Annotated in this window: 11 protein-coding genes; 4 read left to right on the top strand and 7 right to left on the bottom strand. The window is 64.7% G+C overall.

The genetic code is table 11. The annotated features are described in order from the left end of the window. On the bottom strand, positions 1–311 hold a 311-nt coding region (locus AKL29_RS45915), incomplete at its 3' end, for an alpha/beta fold hydrolase (RefSeq protein ID WP_430648903.1). Positions 312–372: 61 nt separating this feature from the next. Between AKL29_RS45915 and AKL29_RS31860 the strand changes: the two genes are divergently transcribed. After that, positions 373–927 carry a MarR family winged helix-turn-helix transcriptional regulator gene (locus AKL29_RS31860; RefSeq protein WP_244482533.1) on the top strand — a complete coding sequence of 185 codons (555 nt, stop codon included), beginning with the start codon at positions 373–375 and terminating at the stop codon, positions 925–927. Between the two features lie 35 nt (positions 928–962). Here the strand turns inward: AKL29_RS31860 and AKL29_RS31865 are convergent, their stop codons facing one another. The 4 genes from AKL29_RS31865 to AKL29_RS31880 form a co-directional block, all read right to left on the bottom strand. After that, the gene (locus AKL29_RS31865; protein ID WP_244482534.1) at positions 963–2,804 is read right to left on the bottom strand and encodes a class I SAM-dependent methyltransferase; all 1,842 of its coding nucleotides are present in this window, start codon (positions 2,802–2,804) and stop codon (positions 963–965) included. Between the two features lie 492 nt (positions 2,805–3,296). Next, entirely contained in the window at positions 3,297–4,571 is a 1,275-nt protein-coding gene (locus AKL29_RS31870) for a cytochrome P450 (protein ID WP_050386895.1), read from the bottom strand. 31 nt (positions 4,572–4,602) lie between these two features. Then, a complete protein-coding gene (locus AKL29_RS31875; protein ID WP_050386896.1) occupies positions 4,603–5,874 on the bottom strand; it encodes a cytochrome P450 in 1,272 nt (423 codons plus the stop codon). 242 nt (positions 5,875–6,116) lie between these two features. Continuing rightward, a complete protein-coding gene (locus AKL29_RS31880) occupies positions 6,117–6,491 on the bottom strand; it encodes a Rap1a family protein (RefSeq protein ID WP_028334976.1) in 375 nt (124 codons plus the stop codon). A 266-nt stretch (positions 6,492–6,757) separates the two neighbouring features. Here AKL29_RS31880 and AKL29_RS31885 point away from each other — a divergent pair, with 266 nt between their 5' ends. Both AKL29_RS31885 and AKL29_RS31890 read left to right on the top strand, forming a co-directional pair. Beyond that, positions 6,758–7,909, top strand: coding sequence for a DUF898 family protein (locus AKL29_RS31885; protein WP_152977847.1), 1,152 nt, complete (start codon positions 6,758–6,760; stop codon positions 7,907–7,909). A gap of 4 nt (positions 7,910–7,913) precedes the next feature. Next, positions 7,914–9,038, top strand: a complete 1,125-nt coding sequence (locus AKL29_RS31890) for a M48 family metallopeptidase (RefSeq protein WP_028334978.1) — start codon at positions 7,914–7,916, stop codon at positions 9,036–9,038. Positions 9,039–9,146: 108 nt separating this feature from the next. On the opposite strand, the gene AKL29_RS31895 is transcribed toward AKL29_RS31890, so the two are convergent. Continuing rightward, positions 9,147–10,295 carry an ABC transporter substrate-binding protein gene (locus tag AKL29_RS31895; protein ID WP_028334979.1) on the bottom strand — a complete coding sequence of 383 codons (1,149 nt, stop codon included), beginning with the start codon at positions 10,293–10,295 and terminating at the stop codon, positions 9,147–9,149. Between the two features lie 450 nt (positions 10,296–10,745). On the opposite strand from AKL29_RS31895, the gene AKL29_RS31900 reads away from it, so the two are divergent. Continuing rightward, positions 10,746–10,958 (top strand): hypothetical protein, encoded by a 213-nt coding sequence (locus tag AKL29_RS31900; protein ID WP_028334980.1) that lies wholly within the window; start codon positions 10,746–10,748, stop codon positions 10,956–10,958. 14 nt (positions 10,959–10,972) lie between these two features. Here the strand turns inward: AKL29_RS31900 and AKL29_RS31905 are convergent, their stop codons facing one another. Continuing rightward, a complete protein-coding gene (locus AKL29_RS31905; RefSeq protein WP_028334981.1) occupies positions 10,973–11,968 on the bottom strand; it encodes a LysR family transcriptional regulator in 996 nt (331 codons plus the stop codon). Positions 11,969–12,548: the final 580 nt, after the last annotated feature.

The raw sequence follows: 12,548 nt of genomic DNA on the forward strand, positions 1-12,548 counted from the left end.
CTCAGCGCCGCGATCAATGCTTCGAGATCCTTTCCGAGCGCGATCGGATCGAAAATGCCGTCGGCGGGAATCTCGGTCGGCGCATAGCCACGCAGGAACGGCGCGACCGCGCGATAGCCGGCATCCGCGAACACCTGCAGCTGCTTTCGGTACGACCAGGCGTTGTCGGGAAAGCCATGCATGAACATGACGAGTGGTCCGCTGCCCTGTTCGAGATAGGCAAATCGCACGCCGTTGGCCTGCACGTATTTCAGGGCGGGTTCGCTGCCGGCGGCGTCAGGCGTTGCCAGTGCGGTGCTTCGGGTCGTCATCGCTGCTCTCCATTCATGTCGTCGTTGCTCTCCCGGTTAAATATGTGCGTAGCGCACATATATGGTCAAGTTGTTTTTTGTGCGCAGCGCACATATTATTCCCGGCATGGAAAACGGAATCGCCAATCTGCTGGGCGCGCTGTCGCTCGCCGTCATGGATCGTATCGAGCAAGGCGCGCGCGAGGTCGTCGGCCGTGGCGGCGAAACGCCCGCGGCGCTCATCGTCATCGGCTATGGTCAGGGCATGACCAACGACAAGCTGAGGCGGATTCTTGGCCTGTCACACTCCGGAACGGTCCGCCTGGTGGATCGGCTGGTTTCGGATCGGCTTGTCGAACGCCGTCCGGGCAAAGACGGCCGCGAGGTCGCGTTGCACCTGACGGCGTCAGGCGCCGCGTCCCGGAACGAATTGTTGGCGTCGCGGATTTCAGCCGTGACGTCGCTGCTGGACGTGCTGTCAGCCGCCGAACGGAAGCAGCTTGCGACGCTGATCCATGAGCTGCTGGCAAGGCAGGACACATCCGAGATGGATCGCTTCACGATCTGCCGGATGTGCGACGACAGGGTCTGCACCAAATGCCCGTTGCCGACCAGCAAGGGCCAGCACGCTCGCTAGAGAGGTTACTCTCCTCACGCTCCAGCACCTTGCCCTCATCGCGTGCTCTTGCTCGCCATGAACACGTACATGTCCCAGAACGTCTCGGGATGATCGACCTCGAAGCCGTGCCACTGATCGAGATTGGCCTCATCGGCCGCGCCCGGAAACTGCTTGCGGAATTGTTCGAGCACCGCCGGATCGTCAAACGGCTCGAACCCCTCGAACGACAGGCCATGCTCGTTCAGGAATGCCGCGATCGCCGGAATCGTCAGCCGATGTTCCATGACGTTGAACAGCAGATCGCGGCAGCCGCTCATGCTGTAGAAATCCTTGGCGCCGATCAGGGGTTTCCATTTGTCAGCTTCACGGAAGATATCCTGCCGGCAACGCCTGATGTCGTCGGCGGTGGCGCGATAATTGCGCGCCGCGATGCGATCGCGAGCCTCGACGATGACGCGGCGCGCCAGATCGCTGTAGAGCCCGATGCGCATCGCGCCGCCCGGCCGCAGCAGCGAGACCAGAACGCGCCAGCCGGCCAAGGGGTCGGCAAGATGATGCAGCACGCCGACCGACTCGATGCTGTCGAAGCTGCGATCGATCGAGGCCAATTCCAGGATGTCCGCCTGCGCATACTCGATGTTGCACAAGCCTAGCTCCCGCGTCTTGCGGCGCGCATAGGCGAGGCTGGTCATGCTGATGTCGACCGCGAGCAAGCGGGCGTTGGGATAGACCTGCGCGATCTGGATCGCATGCGAGCCGGTGCCGCAGCCGGCAATTAGGATATCCCGTTCGGCTCGCTGGTCCGCGGTTGCGACGGTCCGTCCCTGCGCCCGATCCGCTGCGAAGGCCGTCAACGGGTTGACGGTCCAGCGCGGATAGGGATTTTCCTCGTATTGGCGCATCACCTCGACGGATATGTCGTTCCTGATCGGAGTGAGCGCTGCAATAGCGCAGCGCTCTTCCATCTCCTCGCGGGGTTCGCGAAGCTGCATCTTGAGCAGGCCGGCCGTGGCCGCGGGCCAATCCCGGCGCAGCAGCGCGTCCGCCGCGGGCAGGGCATGAAGCGGGAAGTAAGCGGCGACAACGGCCAGCGTGAGCGGCGTGATCGCAGCGGCTGATGCCAGGTCCGGCAGCAACCGGTCGCGCAGCGCGCTCGCGCCTTCGCTTTCCGCCGCGGTCTGCGCATAGACATATTCGTTGATGAAGCATTGCCGCGCGAGCGCGCACGCAAAGGCTACGATATCGTCGTCGACTTCATCCTGATCCGGCCTGCTCGCGAGCCGCAACAGCTCGGCCCGCGCATATCCGAGCAGCACCTCAAGCTGCATGCTCGCCAGCGTCGTCGTTTCCATCGCGCAGCGCAGGAACAGGTCGTTCGCGAGCGGGGCGACGCCCTCGCTGCCGAACAATTCGGCGCTTGTGACCGGTAGCGGCCACTTGCCGGCAATCCGCCCGACATAGCTGGTGACGGTCGGGCTCTGCAGGATGAAGCCGACCGCCCTCGCATCCATGCCGAGCGCAAGCGCCTTGCTGAAATGCGCGGCCGCCTTGCTGCGGTTGCCCAGCGTCTGGTACGAGTTGCCGGCATTGTAGTGGCAGGCGGCGTTCACCTCGTCCGCAGCAATCGCCTTCGCGAACATCTTCACCGCGGCGCGGTGCTCGCCGGATGCCTGCGCAATCAGGCCGAGAAGATTCAGGCTCTGCACATGGGCCGGCTCACGGGCGAGAATTTGCCGGCAGATCTCCTGCGCTTCGTTGAAGCGGCGCATCCCGTAGAAGCGGCTGGCCTCGATGGCAAGATCGGCAATGCTGACGCCCGCAGAGACGAAGGCTGGTGCGTTTTTGCTGGACGCGTCCCGTTGCTTACCGGCCGCACGCCGCTCTTTTCGGTTCATGTTCCGTCAACTGGCCCATACTGCAAGACGCGGCGCATCAACCGCCCGGCAAAGACATAGGGCCGATCGCGGTGGTGGCCAAGAACTATCTAGGTTCAGCAAGGATCAGCACCGGAGGGTTCTCTATGCGCATGAAGCCGCAGGAGCCCCATTGGCGGCCCGGCCGCCTTGATGCGTCGCTTCAGCAATTCTTCCCAGATAGTCCGGAGCTGCATTCAGACGACCGTGCGCGAGCTAGCGTGCGTGACGGCTCCGCTGCTCTTGCCAGAAGTCGAGCACCGCTCCGACAATCGCCTCCGGAGCGTCCTCCTGCACGAGGTGCTTGGCGTTCGGCACGACGGTGAGGCGGGCGCCGGGGATCCGCCGTGCAGGTCTGCGCTGCGGCTCATGCATCGCGGCGGGAAACCGCTTTCCAACAGACGCGCACTGATCGCGTTTGTGGCCAAGCGCCTCGCTTTTCCGACATTAGCAGAATATCCGACGTCGGACGCGTCAGCCCGGGATTCGCACCGGCAGGTTCTCGATGCCGCGCACGAAGCTGGAATAGACCCGCTTCGGCTCGCCGACCACCTCGATGCGGTCGAAGCGCTTCAGCATCTCTTCCCAGACGATCCGAAGCTGCAGCTCGGCGAGCCGCATGCCGACGCAGCGGTGGATGCCGAAGCCGAACGACAGGTGGATGCGCGGCCGCGGGCGGTCGATGATGAACTCGTTCGGACGGTCGATCACCTCGTCGTCGCGGTTGCCGGAGACGTACCACATCACGACGCGGTCGCCCTTCCTGATCGTCTTGCCGCCAATCTCGGTGTCCTGAAGTGCGGTGCGCCGCATATGCGCGAGCGGCGTCTGCCAGCGGATCACCTCCGGCACCATGGTGTCGATCAGTGCGGGATTCTCCTTCAGCTTCCTGAACTGGTCGGGATGCTCGTGCAGCGCCAGCACCGAGCCGCTCATGGTGTTGCGCGTGGTGTCGTTGCCACCGACGATGAGCAGGATGATGTTGCCCATCAGATTGTCGGGGTCCATGTGCCGCGTGGCGTCGCTATGCGCCATCATCGACAAGAGGTCGTTGCGCGGCGGGGCGTTGACGCGCTCGTTCCAGAGCTTGGAGAAATAGGCGTAGCACTCGTCCATCTCCTGCCGCCGCTGCTCCGGCGAGTTGACGATGCCGCTCTTCGGCAGCGCGGTGGAGACGTCGGACCAGCGCGTCAGCTTGCGCCGCTCCTCCCAGGGGAAGTCGAACAGCGTCGCCAGCATCTGGGTGGTCAATTCGATCGAGACGCGCTCGACGAAGTTGAAGGTCTCGTTGCGCGGCAGATTGTCGAGCACGCTGGCCGAGCGCTGCCGGATCAGCTTTGCCAGCTCGTCGAGATGCGTCGGGGTGAACATCGGCGACACGGTCTTGCGCTGATGGGCGTGCCTCGGCTGGTCCATCGCGATGAAGCTCGGATAGTCGTAGCCGGGCGGCACGTCGCGGATCGAGATGCCGCCGAGCGTGGAGTCCGAGGAGAAGATGCCGTGGCTGGTGTCGACATGCATGATGTCGTTGTACTTCACCACCGACCAATACGGCTCGATCGGCGCATTGGTGCAGTAATGCACCGGCTCTTCCTTGCGCAGCCGCTCGAACCACGGCCATAGCGTGTCGTTCTGGAACAGTTTTGGCGCGCCGGGATGAAAGTCCTTGAGCGGTGTCGAATACGCTTCCTCGCGGGCCTGGCGCAGCAACTCGGCCCGGTCGGCACGGATGGCGGTCTGGACGTTCATGGTTGTTCGATCCCGGTTGGCTCGCGACGCGTCAGGCGGCGATGCGCACTGGCAGCGTCTCGTAGCCTTTGATGAAGCTGGAATACACCCGCTGCGGCTCGTCCACCACCTCGATGGTGTCGAAGCGCTTGAGGATCTCCTCCCAGATGATCTTGAGCTGCAGCTCGGCAAGCCGCAGGCCGACGCAGCGGTGGATGCCGAAGCCGAACGAGATGTGGGTGCGCGGCCGGGCGCGGTCGATCAGGAATTCGTAGGGCTTCTCGATCGCTTCCTCGTCGCGGTTGCCCGAGACGTACCACATCACCACCTTGTCGCCCTTCTTGATCTGACGGCCGCGGAATTCGTAGTCGGCGAGCGCGGTGCGCCGCATATGGGCGAGCGGCGTCTGCCAGCGGATCACCTCGGGCACGAAGCTGTCGATCAGCGCCGGGTTCTCCTTGAGCTTGCGGTACTGCTCCGGATGCTTGCTCAGCGCATAAATGCTGCCGGACAGCGTGTTGCGCGTGGTGTCGTTGCCGCCGACGATCAGCAGGATCAGATTGCCGAGGAAGTTCTTCGGGTCCATGTTCCGCGTGGCGTCGCTGTGCGCCATCATCGAGAGCAGATCGCTCTTCGGCGGCTGGTTCGAGCGCTCCTTCCACAGCCGTGCGAAATAGCCCGCGCATTCCATCAGCTCGGCCTGCCGCTCGTCTTCCGTGGCGACGAGGCCGCCGGCGCCGGGCAGGGTGGTCGCGACGTCGGACCAGCGCGTCAGCTTGCGGCGGTCTTCCCAGGGAAAGTCGAACAGCACCGCGAGCATCTGGGTCGTCAGCTCGATCGAGACCTTGTCGACCCAGTCGAACACTTCGCCGCGCGGCAGATTGTCGAGGCACTCGGTCGAGCGCTTGCGGATGTTGGTGGCGAGATCGTCGAGATGCGTCGGCGTGAACATCGGCGCCACGGTCTTGCGCTGCGCCGAATGGCGCGGCTGGTCCATCGCGATGAAGCTTTCGCGGCGCAGATCCGGCGGCACGTCGCGGATGGTGATGCCGCCGAGCGAGGCGGCCGAGGAGAACACCGAGTGATTGGTCTCGATGTCCATGATGTCGTTGTAGCGGGTGATCGACCAGTACGGACCGAACATCGAGTCCTTGCAGTAGTGCACCGGATCCTCGCGGCGCAGCCGGTCGAAATACGGCCAGAAGGTATCGGTCTTGAACAGCTCGGGATTGCCGGGATCGTAGTCCGAAAGCGCAAGCGAATTGGCGCGTTCGCGTGCGGCGTCCAGATTCGTGTTGTCGGCGAGATCGATGGTCCCGTGCATGAGCGGCTCCTCAACCGTTTGAGCTGCCGGGGCATGGCCGGCGCGGCATGTTTTACCGAATTACATTCTCATTCCGCGGTTTGCGCAAGGGCTCTCGACGCGCATTTGGCCGCATTGATGTCAGGCCAAAGCGGCCGAATCCGGGCTTTTCCGGTGGGGAAGGGGCCGCGGCCGCGACCACGCCCTTTTGAAACGGCGTTTGATTGGGGCGGGCGGCGGCCTGCGAATGGTGCGGGCGCCGTTTATTGACTGCCGGTTTTCTCGCCGGCGGGTTTTTCGCAGGGGTAGGTGTCCTGCATGCCCCACAGCAGCAGGAGAGCGATCACCATCTCACCTTTCGCCGAGCGCTTGTCGGCGGACTTGAGCATGATCTCTTCGGTCTGCTCGCTGCTCAGTGCGAGGTCGTCGGGCATGCAGAACAACAATTGGCCGCCATGCCGTTTCAGCCAGGCATTGGAGGCCATCAGGCCGCCCCTGACCCCGTCCAGGTACATATGATTGAAGATGCGGAAATTCTCACTCTTGGGATTGCGATAGGAATCCAGCCGCACGTCGACGGCAGCAGCCGGAGCTGCCGTGAGCGCCAGGAAGCATGCCGACAAGATCCATCTGGTCATCGCTCCGGTTTCCTCGCTTTGCGGCGGCGTCTTCGCCTCGATCGCCTGATCGTTAAGTATGTCATTGCAGCCCTGGGGTTCGACGCCGGCGGTCGATCCAGGACTGCGCGCTTTCCGGCATTGCCGTTAAGGCATGGCCAACCGCATCCCGCCAAAAATCGCCCCGCGATCTCGACCTTGTGTGAAACCTGGATCACACTCGCGACGACAAATCTGTGCTTTTGATACCCAGAGATTGTCCCGCCAGGAGCCATCCCGTGAACGACATGAGCTGGACCCCGCTGGGGCCGCCGCAGCCGCCTCCGCAACCGGCTCCGCCACCGATGCCGGTGGCGTTTTCAGGGAACCGGAAGGAGTTCTTCCGCCTGGTCGCGCGCGGCGCCGGGCTCGAGCTGGTCACGGTCGGCTTCTACCGGTTCTGGCTCACCACCGACATCCGCCGTCATCTGTGGTCGAACAGCCAGATCGATGGCGACGCGCCGGAATATACCGGCCGCGGCAAGGAGCTCCTGATCGGCTTCCTGGTCGCGCTCGCGATCCTGGTGCCGATCTATCTCGGCTATTTCCTGATCGGCATCGAGGCCGAGCATTTCAAGGCGTTCGCCTCGCTGCCGCTGGTCGCCTTCTTCTACCTGTTCGGCCAGTTCGCGATCTATCGCGCGCGGCGATACCGCCTGACCCGCACGGTGTGGCGTGGCGTTCGCTTCTGGATGAGCGGCTCGGGCTGGGTCTATGCGCTCAAGGCCTCGCTCTGGGGCGTGCTGGTCGTGATCACGCTCGGCCTCGCGCTGCCGTGGCGCGAGGCGGCGCTCGAACGCTACAAGATGCGGCACTCCTATTACGGCGATCTGCAAGGCTCGTTCGACGGCCGCGGCTGGGAGTTCTTCAAGCGGGGCTGGTGGCTCTGGGTCCTGATGCCGTTCGCGCTCTACAGCACGATCTTCGCCCCGTTCGCCTATGCCGCGTTCAAGGCGGTCGAGTGGCGCTGGTGGCTGTCGGGAATCCGCTTCGGCGAAGTGAGGCTGGAATCCACCCTCCGCCGCGGCGCGCTGATCGGCCTGTACTGGAAGGTGATCGGCTGGGTCGTGCTGCTCGGCGTCGTGTTCGCGGCCTATCTCGCGCTCGGCACCTTGCTGGTCGCCAGCATGGACGGCTCCTCGATCGCGGACTTCTTCAGGACCGAGGCGTTCGCCAGGAGCATTCCGCTGATCGTGCTGCTCGGCATCGGCTATCTCGCCTTTGCGCTGGCGCTGAACGTGGTGTTGCGCGTCTATCTGATGCGCGATCTCTGGGTCCGGGTGCTGTCCTCGACAATCGTGCACAACATCGGGGCGGCGGCCAACGTCACCGCGCGCGGCGAGCTCGCCAACGCGCTCGGCGAAGGCTTTGCCGACGGCCTCGACGTCGGGGGCTTCTAGCTACATGGAATCCGATTCCGGCCAGACCAATTCTGCAGCGGCGCCGGCTCCCGGCGGTGTCTTCTTCGACGGCGTGTCGAACCGGCGGCGCATCGTCGCGCTCAAACTGTCCGACTCACTGGAGATCCGTGAAGACGGCGCGCTGCTCGCGCGCTGGGCGTTTCACGACATCCGCCGCGCCGACAGCCCGTCCGGCCTGTTGCGGCTGAGCTGCCTGACCGCACCGCCTCTGGCGCGGCTCGACATCCGCGACGCCGGGCTGATCGCCGCGCTGGTCGCGCGCTGCGACACGCTCGAGGCGGATTTGCCGAACCGCAGGGGTGTCGCCGCGATCGTCGGCTGGTCGCTCGCGGCCGCGGTGTCGATTGTGCTGGTGGTGCTGTTCGGCGTGCCGCTCGCCGCCGAGCGGCTGACGCCGCTGGTGCCCGACTCGTTCGAGCGTCGCATCGGCGATGTCGCGGAGGCGCAAGTCAAGGTGCTGTTCGACGGCAAGCCGTGCAGCAATCCGGCCGGCCAGGCGGCCTTCGCGAAGCTGGTCGGCAAGTTGCGGCAGTCCGCAGGCTTCGATACGTCGGTGCAGTCGGGCGTGCTGGCGACGTCGGTGCCGAACGCCTTCGCGCTGCCCGGCGGCAAGGTCTATTTGTTCGACGGGCTGCTGGAGAAAGCCGAGAACCCCGACGAGATCGCCGGCGTCCTGGCGCATGAGCTCGGCCATCTCCGGCACCGCGACAGCATGCGCGAGTTGATCCACAACGGCGGCACCTCGTTCCTGATCGGGCTGTTGTTCGGCGATGTCACCGGCTCCGGCGCGCTGATCTTCGCCTCGCGCTCGCTGGTGACGTCGTCTTATTCCCGCGACGCCGAGACCAACGCCGACAGCTTCGCGATCGAGACCATGCACAAACTCGGCCGTCCGGCCAAGCCGATGGGCGAACTGATGTTTCGCGTCACCGGCAAGGAGGGCGGCAAGGGGCTCTCGCTCGTCTCCAGCCACCCCTTGACCGAGGACCGCCTCGCGCGCATGGACAAGGCCGATGCCGCCAGCCGGCCCGACGGTCCGCCGCTGTTGTCCTCGGCCGAATGGCAGGCGCTGAAGGGCATCTGCGGATCTGGCAAGGGCAAGGTGTGACGGCGAAGCAAGTAGCCCGCATGAGCGAAGCGACATGCGGGTCAAGCGCATCCCGGATGTCGCTTCGCTCATCCGGGCTACGTCTTTGCTGGCTGACGGGCCTACGTCCTACTTCACCAGCCGGAACTTGCCGCCCTCGACCTTGATCAGGAACGCCGATCGCTCGTCATAGCCGTTGTGATCGGTCGGGCTCATCGTCGAGAGGCCGTTGTTCAGGTAGACGTCCTTGCCGCGCTCGAGCTCGTCGCGCAGCGCGGCGCGGAATTCCGCCGTGCCGGGCTTTGCGGTCTTCAGCGCATTCGCCGCCGCCCGCTTGAACAGCGTGACGGCGTCCCACAGATGCGCGCCGAAGATGTTCGGCTTCTGCCCGTTGGCCTTCTCGTAGGACGACACGAACTCGTCGCGCACCTGGCGGAACGGATCGTTCGCCGGCAGATCGTCGGCGATGGTGAAGGCCTCGCCGGTGAAGATCGCGCCCTCGACATTGGCGCCGCCGAGCTTGATGAACTCCTCCGAGGCCACGCCATGGGTCTGGAATATCTTGCCGGCATAGCCACGGCTGCGCAGCGCCTCCTGCGGCAGCACGGCGGGCGTGCCGGCGGAGGCGATGAACACCGCTTCCGGATTGGTCGCGATTACCTTCAGCGCCTGGCCCATCGCGCTGGTGTCGGCGCGCGCATAGACCTCATGCGTCGTCACGGTGAGGCCGAGCTGAGGGGCGAGCCGCGACACCTCCTTGTAATAGCCTTCGCCATAGCCGTCGGAGACGCCGATATAGCCGAGCGTCTTGATGCCGGATTTAGCGATGTATTTCAGGACGGCCGCCGCCATCAGGTCGTCATTGGGCACCACCTTGAACGCCCAGCGGCGGCGGTCGTCCATCGGCTGCACGATCGCGGTCGCCGCCGCGAGCGAGATGATCGGCGTCTTGCTCTCCACGGCGACGTCGAGCATCGGCATGGTCACCGGGGTGAGCGAGGAGCCGATCAGGATATCGACGCCGTCCTGGATCACCAGGCGCCGCGCATTCTGCGTGCCCTTGGTCGGGTCGGACTCGTCGTCGAGCGCGATATAGGTCACCTTCTCGCCGCCGATCTCCTTCGGCAGCGCGGCGATGGTGCGCATCTGCGGCTGGCCGAGCGCCGAGCCCGGTCCGGATCCGGACACCACGACGCCGACCTTGATGTCGGCACGCGCGCCCGGCGCGACCAGGATCGCGCTCGCAAATGTCAACAGTCCGGCCATGGCCAGCTTCATTACAAATCCTCCCAGCAGGTTTTTTTATCTGCGGCCGATGATAGCCGACCGCCGTCCGCTCGCGCATCATATCGATTCCGCCCGATCCGTCTGTCCCCCTGATTGGGGACATTGGGCGACGCGGGCAGGGTCTGCGCCTGCTCGAGTTCAGCCCTGATCGGCTGGAGTGCCGGAACGGCGAACGGGAATGGCGAGGCCGACGCCGTCCGGAGCTCTTGAACGGGCTCCGCCCGCCATGAACCTCGCGTTTACCAATCCCTTAAAGGCCGTGAGAACCAGTTTCCCTAATCGGGCGGCAACGACCTGCTGTTATTGAAGGACAGGAAAAGGGAGTACGAACCATGTTCAGCATTGTTCGGATCCTCGTCTTGATCGCATGTGCACATGCGGGATCCGTGGTTGCGGAAGTGCGGTGGGACGGCGCGCAGTCATCGCCGGCGGTCCACGTCCATGATTGAGCCTCATCCGATTGCGTCCGAGCACGCGCGCGCTATCTGCGAAGAGATTGGCGAGCGGCTGCGCCATGCCCTGCGCGGCGATTACGCCGATCTGCCGCCAAGGCTGCGCAAGCTCGTCGACGAGCTCGCTCTGCAGGATTGCGAAGCGCCGTCGCTGGTGCCGACCATGGCGGAGATGACGAGACCGCTGGTCGTCGCGGCCTAAGCCGAGCGTCCGCGTCACACGTTCTTCGCAACCTTCCGTGTCCGCGTCGGTCCGGCGCCGGCGATTGCCGGCTTGATATTCCACACCGCGCGCACGCTCGCGAAGGCGTGCGCGATCACCGGCTCCTGGCGGCGGGCGGCGAGGCTGGCGAAGGAGAGATCGCAGGTCAGCTTCACCTTGTCGGCGACCACGAACTGATGCGGCCGCGCCATCCGCGGCGCCAGCACGTTGTCGCGGGCGAGGCTGAGGCAGAGGCCGGATTCGACGAAGTCGATCATCGCCTCTTCCTGGTCGGTGTAGCCGATTCGCTTCGGCAATGCGCCGAGCGGGCGGAAGATGTCGTCGAGCAGCCGCCGGTGGCCGGAGTGCGGCGGTGTCGCGAGCCAGGGCAGCTCGGCGAGCTCGACCCAGCCCTTGCCCATCACCCGGTCGCGCCAGGCGATCGGTGCGATCACCCGGTAGTCGTAGCAAAGCAGCGGGGCGAGCTGGTAGCGGCCGTCGGCGATGGTCCGTTCGGTGAAGCTGTGATGGACGAGCTGGTCCTGAGGCGTGGCGTCGACATAGTAGCCGACGTCGAGCTCGCCGCGGCCGATCTGCGCCAGCACGTCGTCGCTCACGCCATGGCGCAGGAAGACTTCGGTGCGCTGCGAGGACATCGCAAGGCTGCGCACGAACGGTCCGAGCCGGGTGAATTCGGGGTCGAGGATGGTGCCGACGCGCAGCGTGCCGCGCTGTGCCTCGTTCAGCGAGTCCGCCATCGCCTTGAAATCGGAGGCGGCCGCGACCGCCCGGTGCGCCAGCGGCAGCAGCGCGGCGCCGGCCTCGGTCAGGGTGAATCCGGCAGGGGTGCGGTTGAACAGCTGCAGCCCGGTGCTTTCCTCGAGTGCCTTCAGTTGCAGGCTGACCGCGGGCTGGGTCAGTTTCAGCATCGCCGCTGCGCGCGATACCGTGCCCTCACGGGCAACCGTGATGAAGCAACGCAAGGCCTGGGTACGGGGAAGCTCGATCATCGCGCACGCTTATAGCACACTTTTTTGGCGCGCATCCGACCTGCGTCGTGCATTGTCATGCGATTATAATACAACCAATGCGAGAAGTCAGGACGGCCGCCACGCGACCATGCCTTCGGTGCGCGCGCGGACCTCGGGCGAAGCGAGGCACGAAGCATCTTCGCGAGACGGTGACCACAAAGCCCAGTCTCACCGGGGAGAGCACGTATAAGCCGTAACCCATCGCGCAGGAAAGGCCGGGTTGTTCCCGGTTGCACCTGTGGTCCTACCTCCCGCGTTTTTGTTACGCGGGACCCATGGGTGCGATCGGGACCCGGCTTTCCCTGCGCCCTCCTTGAGGAGAGGGCGGAACGAGATGCAAAGCTCGGGCAAAACATGTCGCGAAAATGCGAAGCTATATGCTCATCCTCATCTGTCATCGCCCGGCTTGTCCGGGTTGTCCACTACGCCGCAGTCTATCGGATTGAACTCAGAGGCCTCTGGAATACTGGATCACGTGCATGCGCGGGTAATGATACCGCGTGTTCGTCATTATGAATCGAGGACCATCCACCGCCGTCGTCCTGGCGAAAGCCGGACC

This window comes from Bradyrhizobium pachyrhizi (assembly GCF_001189245.1).
GTDB classification, from domain to species: Bacteria; Pseudomonadota; Alphaproteobacteria; order Rhizobiales; family Xanthobacteraceae; genus Bradyrhizobium; species Bradyrhizobium pachyrhizi.